This window comes from Paraclostridium sp. (assembly GCF_051656405.1).
Taxonomy (GTDB): Bacteria; Bacillota; Clostridia; order Peptostreptococcales; family Peptostreptococcaceae; genus Paraclostridium.
This window is the reverse complement of record NZ_JBOGBV010000019.1, coordinates 11,422-29,332: the sequence shown is the minus strand read 5'-3', so window position 1 is coordinate 29,332 and position 17,911 is coordinate 11,422. Positions and strand designations below refer to the sequence as shown.

13 protein-coding genes are annotated in these 17,911 nt (G+C 30.1%); 11 read left to right on the top strand and 2 right to left on the bottom strand.

The window, feature by feature from the left end; all coding sequences use genetic code 11:
• The first annotated feature begins 28 nt into the window (after nucleotides 1-28).
• Both ACRDDE_RS03050 and dhaK read left to right on the top strand, forming a co-directional pair.
• On the top strand, nucleotides 29-1,156 hold the full coding sequence (locus ACRDDE_RS03050; RefSeq protein ID WP_148551885.1) for a glycerol dehydrogenase: 1,128 nt from the start codon (nucleotides 29-31) through the stop codon (nucleotides 1,154-1,156).
• Nucleotides 1,157-1,168: 12 nt separating this feature from the next.
• Entirely contained in the window at nucleotides 1,169-2,935 is a 1,767-nt protein-coding gene (gene dhaK, locus ACRDDE_RS03045) for a dihydroxyacetone kinase subunit DhaK (RefSeq protein WP_438625434.1), read from the top strand.
• 94 nt (nucleotides 2,936-3,029) lie between these two features.
• Here dhaK and adhE read toward each other — a convergent pair whose 3' ends face one another.
• A complete protein-coding gene (adhE, locus tag ACRDDE_RS03040) occupies nucleotides 3,030-5,702 on the bottom strand; it encodes a bifunctional acetaldehyde-CoA/alcohol dehydrogenase (protein ID WP_438625432.1) in 2,673 nt (890 codons plus the stop codon).
• A gap of 381 nt (nucleotides 5,703-6,083) precedes the next feature.
• Between adhE and ACRDDE_RS03035 the strand changes: the two genes are divergently transcribed.
• The 5 genes from ACRDDE_RS03035 (at nucleotide 6,084) to ACRDDE_RS03015 (ending at nucleotide 12,983) form a co-directional block, all read left to right on the top strand.
• Complete coding sequence (locus ACRDDE_RS03035) at nucleotides 6,084-6,764, top strand: NAD(P)/FAD-dependent oxidoreductase (RefSeq protein WP_438625430.1); 681 nt, start codon at nucleotides 6,084-6,086, stop codon at nucleotides 6,762-6,764.
• A gap of 228 nt (nucleotides 6,765-6,992) precedes the next feature.
• A complete protein-coding gene (gadC, locus tag ACRDDE_RS03030) occupies nucleotides 6,993-8,423 on the top strand; it encodes a glutamate:gamma-aminobutyrate antiporter (protein WP_438625428.1) in 1,431 nt (476 codons plus the stop codon).
• Nucleotides 8,424-8,460: 37 nt separating this feature from the next.
• Complete coding sequence (locus ACRDDE_RS03025; RefSeq protein WP_438625427.1) at nucleotides 8,461-9,864, top strand: glutamate decarboxylase; 1,404 nt, start codon at nucleotides 8,461-8,463, stop codon at nucleotides 9,862-9,864.
• A 252-nt stretch (nucleotides 9,865-10,116) separates the two neighbouring features.
• Nucleotides 10,117-11,532 carry a glutamate:gamma-aminobutyrate antiporter gene (gene gadC / locus ACRDDE_RS03020; protein ID WP_438625426.1) on the top strand — a complete coding sequence of 472 codons (1,416 nt, stop codon included), beginning with the start codon at nucleotides 10,117-10,119 and terminating at the stop codon, nucleotides 11,530-11,532.
• Nucleotides 11,533-11,591: 59 nt separating this feature from the next.
• Nucleotides 11,592-12,983, top strand: coding sequence for a glutamate decarboxylase (locus tag ACRDDE_RS03015; protein ID WP_438625425.1), 1,392 nt, complete (start codon nucleotides 11,592-11,594; stop codon nucleotides 12,981-12,983).
• Nucleotides 12,984-13,050: 67 nt separating this feature from the next.
• On the opposite strand, the gene ACRDDE_RS03010 is transcribed toward ACRDDE_RS03015, so the two are convergent.
• Nucleotides 13,051-13,944, bottom strand: a complete 894-nt coding sequence (locus tag ACRDDE_RS03010) for a C39 family peptidase (RefSeq protein ID WP_438625424.1) — start codon at nucleotides 13,942-13,944, stop codon at nucleotides 13,051-13,053.
• 205 nt (nucleotides 13,945-14,149) lie between these two features.
• On the opposite strand from ACRDDE_RS03010, the gene ACRDDE_RS03005 reads away from it, so the two are divergent.
• The 4 genes from ACRDDE_RS03005 (at nucleotide 14,150) to ACRDDE_RS02990 (ending at nucleotide 17,905) form a co-directional block, all read left to right on the top strand.
• The gene (locus tag ACRDDE_RS03005; RefSeq protein WP_438625477.1) at nucleotides 14,150-15,043 is read left to right on the top strand and encodes a DUF2156 domain-containing protein; all 894 of its coding nucleotides are present in this window, start codon (nucleotides 14,150-14,152) and stop codon (nucleotides 15,041-15,043) included.
• A gap of 187 nt (nucleotides 15,044-15,230) precedes the next feature.
• Complete coding sequence (locus tag ACRDDE_RS03000; RefSeq protein WP_438625423.1) at nucleotides 15,231-15,995, top strand: GDSL-type esterase/lipase family protein; 765 nt, start codon at nucleotides 15,231-15,233, stop codon at nucleotides 15,993-15,995.
• Nucleotides 15,996-16,010: 15 nt separating this feature from the next.
• Nucleotides 16,011-16,481, top strand: a complete 471-nt coding sequence (locus tag ACRDDE_RS02995) for a DUF4358 domain-containing protein (RefSeq protein WP_021430443.1) — start codon at nucleotides 16,011-16,013, stop codon at nucleotides 16,479-16,481.
• Between the two features lie 17 nt (nucleotides 16,482-16,498).
• On the top strand, nucleotides 16,499-17,905 hold the full coding sequence (locus ACRDDE_RS02990) for an MBOAT family protein (RefSeq protein WP_195418981.1): 1,407 nt from the start codon (nucleotides 16,499-16,501) through the stop codon (nucleotides 17,903-17,905).
• Nucleotides 17,906-17,911 lie beyond the last annotated feature (6 nt).

The window sequence follows — 17,911 nt, the reverse complement described above, 5'->3', positions numbered from 1 at the left end:
CACTACAAAATACAAAGGAGAGATTAATATGAGAAAAGCATTTATATGTCCTACAAAATATGTACAAGGTCAAGATGAGTTATTAAATTTAGGGTACTTCATAAAAGTATTTGGGGATTCAGCTTTATTAATCGCACATAAAGATGATATAGAACGTGTTAAAGATAAATTAGATTCAACTGCTAAAAAATTCGGGGTAACTTTTGTTGAAAGTAACTTCAAAGGCGAATGTTCTAGAGAAGAAGTAGCAAGATTACAAGAGCTAGCTAAAAAGAATAAATGTGCATGTACAATTGGTTTAGGCGGAGGTAAAGCAATAGATACTGCTAAGTGTGTAGCTCAAGGAGATAACTTAATAATAGTTCCAACTATAGCTGCAACAGATGCACCTACAAGTCATTCAGCAGTATTATATACACCAGATGGAGCATTTGATGATTATGCATATTTCAAGCAAAGTCCAAGTGTAGTTTTAGTGGATACTACAGTTATAGCTAAAGCACCAACTAGATTTTTAGTTTCAGGAATGGGAGATGCTTTATCAACTTACTTTGAAGCAAGAGCAACGGCTAGTTCATATTCAAATGTAAATGCAGGACTACCTTGTGGTTATAGAGAAGGGTTATGTGGAGAAGCTAAGGGAACTAATACAGCATTAGCTTTAGCAAAATTATGTTATGAAACTCTAATAAATGATGGGGTTAAAGCAAAAGTATCATCAGATTGTAACTTAGTTACTCCAGCTTTAGAAAATATAATTGAGACAAATATTCTTTTATCTGGACTTGGATTTGAAAGTGGAGGATTAGCAGCAGCTCATGCGATCCATGATGGACTTACTATATTAGAAGGAACACATAAATACTTCCATGGTGAAAAAGTTGCTTTTGGAACAATAGCACAATTAGTTTTAGAAAATGCACCTAAAGAAGAAATAGAAGAAGTATTAGAATTTTGCTTACAAGTAGGGCTTCCTGTTTGTCTAGAAGATATAGGGGTAGAAACTATTACTGAAGAAGAATTAAAAGAAGTGGCTGAGAAAGCATGTATTAAAGAAGAATCTATATATTCTATGCCATTCCCTATAAACGTTGATGAAGTTGCAGCTGCAATAATAACAGCTGATAGTATAGGGAAAAACTATAAAAACAGATAGAGGTGTGACATTATGAAAAAAATAATAAATAAACCAGAAACTGTGGTTATGGAAATGTGTAATGGAATAGCTATGGCGCATCCAGAACTTGAGTTTTTAAAAAAATATAAAGTAATTAAGAAAAAAAATATAAATAAGAATAAAGTTAGTTTAATAAGTGGTGGTGGAAGTGGTCATGAACCAGCACATGCAGGATTTGTAGGAAAAGGTATGTTAGATGCAGCTGTTTGTGGAGATGTGTTTGCATCACCTTCTCAAATACAAATATATAATGCAATAAAAGAGACTGCAAGTAATAAAGGAACATTACTAATAATCAAAAATTATAGTGGAGATATTATGAACTTTAGAAATGCAGCACATCTTGCTATAGAAGATGGTTTAATTGTTGACTATATAAAAGTAGATGATGATATTGCTGTTGAAGATAGTTTATATACAGTAGGTAGACGTGGAGTTGCAGGAACAGTTTTAGTTCACAAAATAGCTGGAGCTGCAGCTGAACTTGGTATGAGTTTACATGAAGTAAAGGAAGTTGCACAAAAAGCTGCTAATAATGTTAGAAGTTTAGGATTTGCACTTACATCATGTACTGTACCAGCAAAAGGAACACCTACATTCCAATTAGAAGAAGATGAAATAGAATTTGGAGTTGGAATACATGGAGAGCCAGGTGTAAGAAGAGAAAAAACATCTTCTGCAGATGAGCTGGCTAAAAAAATGGTTAATGCTATATTAGCAGATATGAAAATAGAAGATTCGAATGAAGAAGAAATTGCATTAATGATTAATGGTTTCGGAGGAACTCCACTTCAAGAACTATATTTACTTAATAATTCTGTTATACGTGAGTTAGCTAAGAGAAATATCAAAATATGTACAGCTTTTGTTGGAAACTACATGACTAGTATAGATATGGCAGGAGCATCTGTATCTATAATGAAATTAGATAATGAGTTAAAACATTTATTATCTCAAGTAAGTGAAGCACCTGGGTTTAAGGTTTCAGGAGCTTTCGTACCAGTAGAATATACAGATATATATGAAGATGAAAACAATACAGATGATTCAAATGTATGTTTTGAAGTGCAAACTAATAAAGATTTTTCAAATATAGAAGATTATAGATTCACTTTAGAAAATATGATCTATGTAGTTGATAAAATGAGTGAAATAATAATAAAAAATGAAGTGCCATTCTGTGAATTAGATTCTTACGCTGGAGATGGAGATTTTGGAATGAGTGTTGCAAAAGGATTTAAGCAATTAAAAAGAGAATGGGCAAACATACTTTCAATAGAAGACCTAACGATTGGTAAATTCTTAAATGAATGTTCTATGGTAATAATGGAATACTGTGGAGGAGCATCAGGACCAATATGGGGAAGTGCTTTTAGAGCAGCAGGAAGATATGTAGGAGATAAAGAAGAACTTACTATTTTAAACTTTGCTAATATGATGGATGCAGCAGTTAATGGTGTACAAGCTACAGGTGAGAGATCATTTGGTAGAGGAGCTGGAGTAGGAGATAAGACTTTAATAGATGCCTTAGTACCATGTGCAAACTCATGGGAATTAAGCGTAAAAGAAAATGATACATTTAAAGAAGCTTTTGAAAAAGCAGCAAGAAAAGCTGTAGAAGGAGCAGAGGCAACTAAAGAAATAGTAGCTCGTATGGGTAGAGCAGGAACTGTTGGAGAAAGAAGTTTAGGATATCCAGATGCAGGAGCTCATGCACTTGGAGTTATATTTACTGAGATATCTAATGATTTAAAATAGTCATCCCATGAATTTCATTTTATATAGATTAAGAACCTCAACTTATTAAAGTTGAGGTTCTTTCTTATAATCAATAAATATCTATTTTAAAAAATTAATCTAAAGCACAATTTAACTTACCTTCTAGGACTTCTTTTGCTGCATTTGTATTTCCGTAATAAACATTTAAATACATTTGTTTGATTTCGCTCATTAATGGATATCTAGGGTTAGCACCAGTACATTGATCATCAAATGCTTGCTCAACCATTTCATCTAAGCTTGCTAAGAATGTACTTTCATCTACACCCCAATCTTTTATAGTCTTAGGAATTCCAACAGTAGATTTTAATTCATCTATTTTATTTAATAGTTTATTAAATTTATCTTCATTTGAATTTCCATTAATACCTATGAATGAAGCTATTTCAGCATATCTTTCTAAACATTGAGGATATTTATATTGAGGGAATATACCCATTTTTATAGGAGCAGAAGATACATTGAATTTTAAAACTTCATTTATTAAAAGTGCATTAGCAACACCATGAGGTACATGGTGGAATGAACCTAATTTATGCGCCATAGAGTGACAAACTCCTAAAAATGCATTAGCAAATGCCATACCTGCCATTGTAGAAGCATTAGCCATTTTTTCTCTAGCTTCAGGATCAGTTGTACCGTCCTTATAAGCTCTTGGAAGATATTCAAATATAGATTTAACAGCTTGAAGAGCTAGACCATTAGTATACTCAGTTGCCATCATAGATGCATAAGCTTCTAAAGCATGAGTTAAAGCATCTATACCAGAAGCTGCAGTTAATCCTTTTGGCATACTCATCATTAAGTCAGAGTCTACTATAGCCATATTTGGCATTAATTGATAATCAGCTAAAGGATATTTAATTCCTGTATCTTGATCTGTTATAACTGCAAAAGGTGTAACTTCAGAACCTGTACCAGCAGAAGTTGGTATAGCTACGAAATAAGCTTTCTCACCCATTGTAGGGAATTCATAAACTCTTTTTCTTATATCCATAAATCTCATTGCTAAGTCACCAAAGTCTATTTCTGGATGTTCATACATTGTCCACATGATTTTACCTGCATCCATTGCACTACCACCACCTATGGCAATTATTACATCAGGTTTGAAGTCAGCCATAGCTTTAGCACCAGCTTTAGCAGTATCTAATGTTGGATCAGGTGCAACATCATAGAATGTATGGTGCTTAATGTTCATTTCGTCTAGTAAATTAGTTATAGGTTTAGTATATCCATTTTGATAAAGGAAACCATCTGTAACTATAAAGGCTCTTTCTTTTTTTAGAACATGCTTAAGCTCCTGAAGAGCAACTCCTAAACAACCTTTTTTGAAATAAACTTTTTCTGGGGCTCTAAACCAAAGCATATTTTCTCTCCTCTCAGCTACAGTTTTTATATTTATTAAGTGTTTAACACCTACGTTTTCAGATACAGAGTTTCCTCCCCAAGAACCACATCCAAGTGTTAAAGATGGAGCTAATTTGAAGTTATATAAATCTCCTATACCACCTTGAGAAGCAGGAGTATTAACTAAAACTCTACAAGTTTTCATAGAATTTCTAAATTTTTCAAGTTTATCATATTGAGTTATTGTATTTAAATATATAGAAGATGTATGACCTAAACCACCATCATATATAAGTTGATCTGCTTTAGATACTGCATCATCAAAGTCTTTAGCTTTATACATTGCAAGCACTGGAGATAATTTTTCGTGAGCAAAAGGTTCAGATATATCTACAGAATCAACTTCGCCAAGTAATATCTTAGATTCTTTAGGTATTGAAAGTCCGGCTAATTCAGCTATTTTATATGCAGGTTGACCAACTATATCTGCATTTAGACCTCCATTTTTATTTAATAAGATACCTTTTACTTTTTCTATTTCAGATTTATTCAATAGGTAAGCACCACGTTTTATAAATTCAGATTTTACATTTTCATAAATACTATTTAAGACAATAACTGATTGTTCAGAAGCACATATCATACCATTATCAAATGTTTTTGAAAGAAGTATTGAGTTTACTGCAGTTTCGATATCAGCACTGTCATCTATTATTGCAGGAGTATTACCAGCTCCAACACCTATTGCTGGTTTACCTGAAGAGTATGCAGATTTTACCATACCAGGACCGCCAGTTGCTAATATAATATCAGCACTTTCCATTATAGTTGTTGTCATCTCAAGAGATGGTTCATCTATCCAGCCTATAATTCCTTCGGGAGCACCTGCTTTTACAGCAGCTTCAAGAACTACTTTTGCAGCTTGAATAGTTGATTTTTTTGCTCTAGGATGAGGTGATATTATAATACCATTTCTAGTTTTTAGGGCAATTAAAGTTTTGAATATTGCAGTTGAAGTTGGATTTGTAGTAGGAATTACCGCAGCAATAACGCCTATTGGTTCAGCTATTTTAGTGATACCAAAAGCTGAATCTTCTTCTAAAACTCCGCAAGTTTTTATATCTTTATAAGTATTGTATATATATTCTGAAGCAAAGTGATTTTTTATAACTTTGTCTTCTACTATACCCATATTAGTTTCTTCATGTGCAATTTTAGCTAAAGGAAGTCTTTGTTGATTTGCAGCCATTGCTGCAGCTAAAAAGATTTTATCAACTTGTTCTTGAGTATAAGTTGAAAATATTTTTTGAGCTTTTTTGATTTGATCTAGTTTGATGGCTAAAGATTCAGGTCCATCAACTACTGATTGATTAGTTTTTAACAATTCTTGTTTCATTTATATTCCCCCTTGGTTTAATTAAGCTGTAACATTGAAAAAATGTATGCAACTTTTTTTGTTTAATGATAAAATTCATTGAAGATTTTTATACAACTATAATTATTTTTATCGGGTGATATAACTTAATGTAATTCTTGACTGAGATAAATGTACTAGCTTGTTAAAAAATTAATTTGTTCTTCAAAAACATTTTAGCAAAAAAACAACCAGAAGGGAAGAGGAAAATTGTTAAAAATAAAACTAAATTAATAAATAAAATTGCAAACGTTATCTAATTTTTTATATTAAGTTATAACGTATGTTACAGAATTAAATTAAATAAGTGGTTATAATAGATATATGAAAAAAATTAAATTAATATATTAAGGAGAGATATTTATGAGCGATTACGGAAACTTACAAAAAATTAAAGACGGGAAAAGAACTTATGCAATAACTCCACATATACCAGGAGGATTTGTTTTACCTGATACACTTATAAAAATAGCTGAAGTTACAAAAAAATATAATGGTGTTCTTAAGTTAACATCTGGACAAAGAATTTTAATAACAAATTTAAAGCAAGAAGATTTAGTAAGTATATGGAAAGATTTAGATATGGAGCCAGCAGTTAAAAATCAAAACTCAGTTAAAAATGTAGAGATATGCCCAGCCAACTTTTGTAAACGTTCAAAATATCCAACTATAGGAATAGGAATGAAAATAAGCAAAAACTTTCATGGAATGATACTTCCAAATAGAACTAAAATAGGCGTTGCAGGTTGTAGAAATGCTTGCACTAGTGTTTATTCTAAAGATATAGGAGTATTAGTAGATATAGATGGAAAGTTTTTCATAACAGCAGGTGGTAGTGCTGGATTTTATCCAAGAAGTGCAGACATTATAACTAAGGGACTTACTGAAGAAGAAGCTTATAATTTAGTAAAAACAATACTTGAATATTATAACGAACATGGTCAAATGGGAGAGAAACTAGGAGATTTTATAGATAGAATAAGCATTGAAAAGTTTAGAAAAGATGTATTAAAAACATTGAATTTAAAAGAAATTTTAGAGTAGCAAGTTAAATTGCTACTCTTTTTAATTGAGGTAAATAGACTTTAAAATATCTTTATTGTCTGTTAAAAATGAATTTTTAGATTTTTACAACATTTACCAGATATGTTTTGACATAGAAATACCGGGTATCTAATTAATACAAACACGAGTGATGCCAAAGGTTCTAGGGATAGTAATCCGGTATTATTATGTGAACTTATAAAAATTAAATATCAGGAGATGATTAAGATGAAAGAGGCACAAGCTGCCAAAAAAAATTCACTTAGCTTATTCGCATTCTTTGCAATGACCGCATCAATGGTTATGACAGTTTACGAATATCCTACATTTGCTACATCAGGATTTAATTTAGTATTCTTCTTATTACTAGGAGGTATATTATGGTTCTTACCAGTAGCATTATGTGCAGCAGAAATGGCTACAGTTGAAGGGTGGCAAGAAGGTGGAATATTTGCTTGGGTTGGAAATACTCTAGGTGAAAAATTCGGATTCGCAGCAATATTTTTCCAATGGTTCCAAATTACAGTTGGATTTGTAACAATGATTTATTTTATATTAGGTTGCGTTTCATACATATTCAATTGGAATGCATTAAACAATGTTCCGGTTATCAAGTTTATTGGAGTATTAGTGATATTCTGGTTGTTAACGATTTCACAATTAGGCGGTACAAAAAACACAGCTAAAATAGCAAAAGCTGGATTTATATTTGGTATATTAATACCAGCAATAATCTTATTCGGCTTATCAATAGCATACATAGTACAAGGCAATCCTATAGATGTAAAAATAGGAGCTAAATATTTTGTACCAGATTTTTCAAAAGTAAATACACTAGTTATTTTCGTATCATTTATATTAGCATATATGGGTGTTGAAGCATCAGCATCACATGTAAATGAGTTAGATAATGCTAAAAAGAACTATCCATTAGCTATGATTATATTAGTTATATTAGCTATAGTACTTAATACAATTGGTGGATTAACAGTTGCAGCAGTAGTTCCACAAAATCAATTAAGCTTAAGTGCAGGTGTTGTTGAAACATTCAAAGCTTTAATATTACATTTTGCTCCTCATAGTACATGGCTTGTAAAATTAATAGCTATATTATTAGCACTAGGAGTTATGGGTGAAGTTAGTGCATGGGTTGTTGGGCCATCAAGAGGTATGTATGCAGCAGCTCAAAAAGGTATATTACCAAAATCACTAACTAAAACTAATGAACATGATGTTCCTGTAAACTTAGTTTTCGTACAAGGAATAATAGTTACAATATGGGCAGCAGTTCTTACTTTCGGTGGTGGAGGAAATAATGTATCTTTCCTTACAGCTATATCATTAACAGTTGTTATATATTTAGTTGGATACTTATTATTCTTCATAGCTTACTTTACATTAGTACTTAAAAAAGATAATTTAAAACGTTCTTACCATGTACCTGGTGGTAAAACATTTAAATTAATAGTTGCGGCATGTGGGTTTGTAACATCAATATTTGCATTAGTAATTTCATTTGTTCCATCAAATCAGTTAAATGCAAAAAGTGCTCATGAATATTTAACTATATTAATAGTAAGTTTTATAATTACAATTTTAATACCATTTGTAATATATGCAATTACATCTAAAAAAAGAGAATTTAAAACAACAAAATAATAAATAAATTTGTGAAAAATATAAGGAGGTTTTTAAAATGTTATACGGTAAAAAAAATCAATTAGGAGATAGTTATGATACTCCAATATTTGGGACAACAGAATCTGGCTCTAGCGTGCCAAAAGATGTTTTAGGGAAAGATTCTATTGCTCCAAATGTAGCTTATAGATTAATAAAAGATGAACTAATGAATGAAGGAAATGCAAGACTTAACTTAGCAACATTCTGTCAAACATATATGGAAGATGAAGCAACAAAACTTATGGCAGAGACATTAGAAAAAAATGCTATAGATAAATCTGAATATCCACAAACAACAGAGATGGAAAACAGATGTGTAAATATGATAGCAAACTTATGGAATGCACCAAAAGAGTTAAATTATATAGGTACATCAACAGTAGGATCATCAGAAGCATGTATGCTTGGTGGTATGGCAATGAAATTTAGATGGAGAAATAGAGCAGAAAAATTAGGAATAGATGTAACAAAGAGAAAACCAAACTTAGTAGTATCTTCAGGATTCCAAGTTTGTTGGGAAAAATTCTGTGTATACTGGGATATAGAGATGCGTTTAGTACCAATGGATGAAGAACATATGAGTTTAAACGTAGACAAAGTTCTAGATTATGTAGATGACTACACAATAGGGGTTGTAGCACTTCAAGGTATAACATATACAGGGAAATTTGATGATATAAAAGCATTAGATGCATTACTTGAAGAATATAATAAAACAGCAAAAATAAGTGTACCAATACATGTAGATGCTGCATCAGGCGGGTTATTTACACCATTTATAGACCCAGATATGGAATGGGATTTTAGATTAAAAAATGTAGTATCAATAAGTACATCAGGACATAAATATGGATTAGTATACCCAGGTATAGGATGGGTAATATGGAAAGATGAAGAGTACTTACCAAAAGAATTAATATTTGAAGTAAGTTACTTAGGAGGATCAATGCCAACAATGGCAATAAACTTCTCAAGATCAGCAAGTCAAGTAATAGGACAATATTATAACTTCTTAAGACTTGGATTTGAAGGATATAGACAAATACATCAACGTACAAAAGATGTAGCTATGTACTTATCTGATGAAATAGAGAAAACAGGATTATTCAAAATTTATAATAATGGGGAAAATTTACCGATTGTATGTTATAGATTAATTGATAACGCTAATGTAGAGTGGACATTATATGACCTAGCAGATAGATTAGCAATGAAAGGATGGCAAATACCAGCATATCCATTACCAATTAACCTAGACAAAACAATAATACAACGTATAGTATGTAGAGCAGACTTAAGTCATGATATGGCTGAATTATTTATAAGAGATTTAAAAACAGCTATAAAAGATTTAAATGATGCAAATGTATTAGTACATGGTAAAGAACCAGAAAATAAAGTTTACGGATTTACTCACTAATATAAAAAATATAGTATAGATTGAAAAAGTCTTAGTGTTATTTAAAAAATACTAAGACTTTTTTTATTGTTTGTTAAATTGAAAGCTAATGAAACTTAAATTGCAAAAATAAAATAAAATGAAACTTTTTTTGCAAAAATGGTTTGATAGGATTATAATTAGGGTAAATATACAATATACAATTAAAAAATTATTTTAGGCCTATGATAATTTACATTGAGAAGAATTAAGACAAAATAGGAGATGATTGACATGAAAGAAGAAAACGCAGCTAAAGGGAACTCACTTACTTTGTTTGCATTCTTCGCAATGACTGCATCAATGGTTATGACTGTATATGAGTATCCTACATTTGCTACATCAGGATTCAATTTAGTATTTTTCCTTTTACTTGGAGGAATATTATGGTTTTTACCTGTAGCATTGTGTGCAGCAGAAATGGCAACAGTTGATGGCTGGCAAGAAGGTGGAATATTTGCTTGGGTTGGAAATACATTAGGAGAAAGATTAGGATTTGCAGCGATATTTTTCCAATGGTTCCAAATAACAGTTGGATTTGTAACAATGATTTATTTTATATTAGGTTGTGTTTCATATATATTCAACTGGAATGCATTAAACAATGTTCCTGTTTTAAAATTTATAGCAGTTTTAGTTATGTTCTGGGGATTAACATTAACACAGTTAGGTGGAACAAAGAATACTGCTAAAATAGCAAAAGCTGGATTTGTACTTGGAATAGCTATACCAGCAATAATATTATTTGGAATATCTATAGCTTATTTAGTACAAGGTAATCCAATAGATGTAAAGATAGGAGCTAGATATTTTGTTCCTGATTTTTCAAAAGTAAATACATTAGTTGTTTTTGTATCATTTATACTGGCATATATGGGTGTTGAAGCATCAGCATCACATGTAAATGAATTAGAAAATTCTAAACGTAATTATCCATTAGCTATGATTATATTAGTTATAGTAGCTATAATACTTAATACAATTGGTGGATTAACAGTAGCCGCTGTAATTCCACAAGGTAATTTAAATTTAAGTTCAGGCGTAGTTGATACTTTTAAAGTTTTAATACTACACTTTATACCAAATGGAACATGGATTGTAAAATTAATAGCTTTACTATTAGCATTAGGAGTAATGGGTGAGGTTAGTGCATGGGTTGTAGGACCATCAAGAGGTATGTATATAGCAGCTCAAAAAGGAATTTTACCAAAATCATTAACTAAAACTAATAAACATGATGTTCCAGTAAATTTAGTTTTCGTACAAGGGATAGTAGTTACAATATGGGCAGCGGTTCTTACACTTGGCGGTGGAGGAGACAATGTTTCATTCCTTACAGCTATATCACTAACAGTAGTTATATATTTAGTTGGATATTTACTATTCTTCATAGGGTACTTTAAATTAATACTAAAAAGAGACGATTTAAAACGTTCTTATCAAGTTCCTGGTGGAAAAACGTTTAAATTAATAGTTGCCGCATGCGGTTTCTTAACTTCAATATTTGCATTGATTATATCATTTTTCCCACCAAGTCAGTTAGTTGGTAAGAGTATACATGAATATTTAACTATATTAAGTGTAAGTTTTGTAGTAACAGTATTAATACCTTTTGTAATATATTCAATTACATGTAAGAAGAGTAGATAATATAAATAAAATTAATTAATAAAAAAGACAAGCATTGTAATTCAGGGAGGTTTTTCAAAATGTTATTTAAAAAAGAAGATGATTATAGTACACCAGTGTTTGGGACAATAGAGTCTGGCTCTAATATTCCAAAAGACGTAATAGGGAAAGATTCTATTGCTCCAAACATAGCGTATAGATTAATAAAAGATGAGTTAATGAATGAAGGTAATGCAAGACTTAACTTAGCGACATTCTGTCAAACATATATGGAAGATGAAGCAACACAACTTATGGCAGAAACACTAGAAAAAAATGCTATAGACAAATCTGAATACCCACAAACAACAGAGATGGAAAATAGATGTGTTGATATGATAGCAAATTTATGGAATGCACCAAAAGAGTTAAGCTATATAGGAACATCAACAGTAGGATCATCAGAAGCATGTATGCTTGGTGGTATGGCTATGAAATTTAGATGGAGAAATAGAGCAGAAAAATTAGGAATAGATACAACAAAGAAAAAACCAAACTTAGTAGTATCTTCAGGATACCAAGTTTGTTGGGAAAAATTCTGTGTATACTGGGATATAGAGATGCGTACTGTACCAATGGATGAAGAACATATGAGTTTAGATATAGACAAAGTTTTAGATTATGTAGATGACTATACAATTGGTATAGCAGCATTACTTGGAATAACATATACAGGAAAATTTGATGATATAAAAGCATTAGATGCATTAATTGAAGAATACAATAAAACAGCAAAAATAAGTGTACCAATACATGTAGATGCTGCATCAGGTGGGTTATTTACACCATTTATAGAGCCTGAGCTTGAGTGGGATTTTAGATTGAAAAATGTAGTATCAATAAGTACATCAGGACATAAATATGGATTAGTATACCCAGGTATAGGATGGGTAATATGGAAAGACGAAGAGTACTTACCAAAAGAATTAATATTTGAAGTAAGTTACTTAGGCGGATCAATGCCAACAATGGCAATAAACTTCTCAAGATCAGCAAGTCAAGTCATAGGACAATACTATAACTTCTTAAGACTTGGATTTGAAGGATATAGACAGATACATCAACGTACAAAAGATGTAGCTATGTACTTATCTAAAGAAATTGAAAACACAGGATTATTTAAGATATATAATGATGGTGAAAATTTACCTATAGTATGCTATAGATTAAGAAATGAAGATGCTGTACAATGGACATTATATGATTTAGCAGATAGATTAGCTATGAAAGGGTGGCAAATACCAGCATACCCACTACCTGTTAATCTAGATAAAGTTATAATACAACGTATAGTATGTAGAGCAGATTTAAGCTATGATATGGCTGAATTATTTATAAGAGACTTAAACACAGCTATAGATGATTTAAATAAAGCAACTATATTAGTTCATGGTAAAAAAGCAGAAAATAAAAAATATGGTTTTACTCATTAATTATATAAAGAGAAGCTAATTCAATTGAATTAGCTTCTTTTTATATAAATCAATATAAGTATTAAACTTAAATGCTAAATGCCCATACATTTTTAGCTTCTTTTAAAAATACGTCAACGTCCCAAGTTTTGCTACTTCTATCTTTACTATCAGAATCATTAACTATTATTTTTCCGTCATCAGTAACACCAGTTAAAACAATGTAATGACCCTCTGTTGTAAAATGACCAGGTCCCATAGTTGCTATAATTGGATTTCCTTTTTCAAGGTTTGAGATAATGCTTGAAGCACTTAAAGGTATAACCTTACCTTTAAGACCTAATTTTTTAGCGCCATCAGTCATTAATGACCAAGCTGTACCTACACCATCGACTAGATATCCGTTTTTAACACTAAAGTTTTCAATATATTTTGGACTGAAGTTTTCATTTCCAGTAAGACCTACAGCAACCATTGATAAGGCTGTTGGGCCACAACCATTAATTGCGAAATAATCAGGACCATACTTATCATAACCCCATCTTTCATCCCATTGCATGTATAGAGGTATTTCGCCTTTTGTATAACTTCCTTCAACAGGTGTTGATACTTCAGTTTGTCCACCTTTATGATCTACAAAATCAGCAACAAAATCTATTGTTTCAGGCTTTTTAGATGCCATGACTAAAAACTCAGGAGGATACTCACTTGGATCTTTTAGTATTTCATAAATTTTAGGATATACAGGAGCTAAGTTTATTAATTTCTGAATTACAGGATCTTTTGACTCAAGTAATTCTTTAGACAACTCAACAGTTTGTGGGCTTGCATATCCAACCGTACTTGAAAATGCATTTGATACCCCTTTATATCCTATAAATATACCTAATGATAAAACTATGGGTAAAGCAATAAGTTTAACTTTGTGCTTGTTTAGTTTTTGTTGCTTTTTTACGCTATGTTTACCTTTTGCATAAGCCACTTCCTAATCCTCTCCTCTAATGTATAAAATTAAGTCTAATATAATTATACAACTTTAAATTAAATACAATATAACAAAACTGTAACAAATTTTTTTGATAAATAAATTGACAACTTTGAACATGGTTACGAAAAAGTAACTAATTAATTAAATCAATTAAATTTGATATAATGTATTATATGATATATTGATTTGGAGGTAGTTTATTTTGTTTAAGGATATAGAAATAGATTGTAAAAACATATTAGATAAATATTTTGATTTAGTTGATTATGAAGCTTGTGAGTATTGTTTTACTACATTATATATGTGGAAAGATTTATATAATACAAAGTATTATGTTGAGGATGATTTTGCTATAGTTGCAGGGGAATATGAAAACAAAGGTTTTATAATATTGCCTTTAGCAAAAAAAGAGAATATGAATAAAGCTTTTGATTTTATAATTAAAAACTTTGAAAAAGAACATAAACAAATTCATTTAAAAGCTATAAATAAAGAAGTCGTTGAATACTTACAAAGTGTTTATGAAGATAGATTCGAATATATTGAAGAACGTAACAATTTTGATTATATATATGATGGAGAAAGTCTAAGAACTTTAGCAGGAAGAAAAAATCAAAAGAAAAGAAATCACCTAAATAGTTTTGTTAAAGAATATGGTGATAGAGTAGAATATAAAAAGTTAGAAGAAAAAGACTTTGATGAATGTATAAGTTTATTAAAAGAGTGGTCAAAAGATAAAGAAGAAAGTATAGAACTAGATAGTGAATTTAAAGCAATAAAAAGAATATTTAAGAATTATGAAAAATTAAAAGATACATTAAAGATAAGTGGTATATATATTGACTCTAAATTAGAAGCATTTTCTATTGGAGAAATGTTAAATGATAATATGGCGGTAATACATGTTGAAAAAGCAAATGCGGATATAAGAGGATTGTACCCTTATATTAACCAACAGTTCTTATTAAATGAATTTAGCGATGTAGAATTTGTTAATAGAGAAGAAGATTTAGGTATAGAAGGTCTTAGAAAAGCAAAGCTTTCATATCACCCAGTTAAATTTGCTGAAAAATATACTGTAATAGAAAAATAAAATGTTAAATTATTGAAATAAAGGCATTGTCATAGAAATTGGCAATGCCTTTTGTTATTATAAAGTCATGTCGAAAAAAATAGAAAAATGTAAAAAAAGATATATGCAACACTAATATACAAAGAGTATAATATTAATTGCTTAAAGTAAGAAAATCAATATTATATGTGAGAAAGAAGTGACACTTATGAGGAAAATTTTATATGTTCGTATTGTGAAAATTGCTTTGATCGGAGGCGCTATACTAATTTTATTAGGCTTTGCGAGGCATATATATAAAAGTAAATTTGGTCAAACAGAAGTAAATCCAGAAAAAGGCGTAGCTAAAATAAAAGAATTAGAATCAGAAGACATATCAAGTATAAGAAATGAAATTGAAAAAAATAGCGACGATAATTCAGATATAGATGAAAACAAAAATGATGTAAACTTTGAAAAGGTATTTGAGGATTCAGTAATAATGGGTGACTCAAGAGGAGAGGGACTAACAGAATATGGTTTTTTAAGTCCATCATCAGTTGTAGCATATAAAGGAAGAAATGTAATAGAGGCAAGAGGAGATGTATCAGAAGTTGTTAATCTTTCACCTAGCAATATATTTTTAACTTATGGAATGAATGATTTACAATTGTTTAGTAATTCTAAGGACTTTATTAATAAGTATGAAATACTTATTAAGGATATTAAACAAAAATTGCCAAGTTCTAAAATATATGTAACTTCTATCATACCAACAACACAATCAGCTATGGAAAAAGACCATAGTTTTAAGAATGTGTACAGTTTTAATAAGGCATTAGAAGATATGTGCAAGGATTTAAATGTGGAGTTTATAAATGTTAATGATAGCGTTAACTCAAAGAATAACTTGTATGAGCCAGATGGTATACATTTTAGTGCTAAATTTTATAATGGGTATTTAAACATTTTAAAGAATAAGGCTAATCTATAGATAGGAGTGAGTGTTTTGAAAAAGTTTAAAAAGTACATTTTGACTCTTAGTTTTGTATGTACTATGTTTGTTGCTAGTGGGTGTGGAATAAATAACGATAAGTCTGCTAGTAGTATAACTGAAGATATTAGCAAAACTGTTAATTTAAATAATATGGAAAAAAGTGATAGTAAATCTTTAAGAAGATTTTTTGGTTTAAACTCTAGTGAGTTTGAAGATTTTTCAATATACATACCTAAATCTACTATGGATGTAGAAGAAATGCTTGTGATAAAAGTAAAAGATAAAGGCCAAATTCAAGGAATAGAAGATGCTATAGATAGTAGAGTTAATAAGCAAATTGAAAGTTTTAGTGGATATGGACCAAAACAAGTAGCATTACTTCAAGATTACGAAGTTAAAGATAAAGGTAACTTCGTATTTTATGCAGTTTCAAAGGATTTAGATAAACTGACTGATGCATTTAAAGAAAGTATCAAAAATTAAAAAAGAGAGGTAAACCAATGGTTTTTAGTAGTATAGTATTTTTATTCACTTTTTTACCTATAACCTTGATTCTATATTATATTTCACCTAGAAAAATGAAAAATATAGTCTTATTGTTAATTAGTTTGATTTTTTATGCATGGGGAGAACCTGTATATGTTTTTCTTATGATGTTTACTACTGTATTTGATTATTTAATAGGACTACTTATAAATAAATATAGAAGAAATAAGATTAAATCTAAACGAATATTTATATTTGCTGTTTTAGTGAATTTAGGTATATTAGGATTTTTTAAATATTATGGATTTGTAATTGAAAATATAAATAGCGTATTTTCTTTAAATATTGGATACAATCAGTTGCCACTTCCAATAGGAATATCATTTTATACGTTCCAAACATTATCATACGTTATTGATGTTTATTTAGACAAGGTAAAAGTTCAAAAGAGTTTAATATCTTTTGGTCTTTATGTAACCATGTTCCCGCAGTTAGTTGCAGGACCTATTGTTAGATATACAGACATAGATTATCAGTTAAAGTACAGAACTCATAGTATGAATAAATTTGGAGAGGGTGTGGATAGGTTTATACAAGGTCTTTCTAAAAAAGTATTGCTTGCTAACAATATAGGTATGATATTTACTAGTATCCAACAATACGATGCAAGTGAAATATCCGTATTAACGGCTTGGCTTGCAATAGCAGCATATACATTGCAACTATACTTTGACTTTAGTGGATACTCAGATATGGCAATAGGTCTTGGTAAAATGCTAGGGTTTGACTTTATAGAGAACTTTAATTATCCATACATATCTAAAAGTGTTACTGAATTTTGGAGAAGATGGCATATATCTTTAGGAAGCTGGTTTAGGGAATATGTTTATATACCTTTAGGAGGTAATAGATGTAGTACTATATTTCAACTTAGAAATCTATGTATCGTATGGTTTCTTACAGGACTATGGCATGGAGCTGATTGGAACTTTATATTATGGGGCTTATACTATGGATTGATTTTAATAATAGAGAAGTTTTTATTAAAGGATATACTAGAAAGAATGCCTAGCTTTATACAGCATATATATACAATGGTACTAGTTATGATTGGATGGACATTTTTTGGAATTGAAAGTATACAAAAATCTTTAGAATACATAAAAGTAATGTTTTTCTTAAATGGAAATAAAATAATTGACTCAACATTCATTTATTATTTACATACGAATTTAATTCTTTTAATAATTTTAATATTGTGTTCTACACCTATAGTTAATAAGGTATTTAAAAAAATTATACAAAATGGAAGAATGGAAGGAGTTACATTGGCTGTAACAGTTCAATTTGTTTTGTTATTTTTAAGCATAGCATACTTAGTAAACGAAACATACAATCCTTTCTTATACTTTAGATTCTAATAAGGG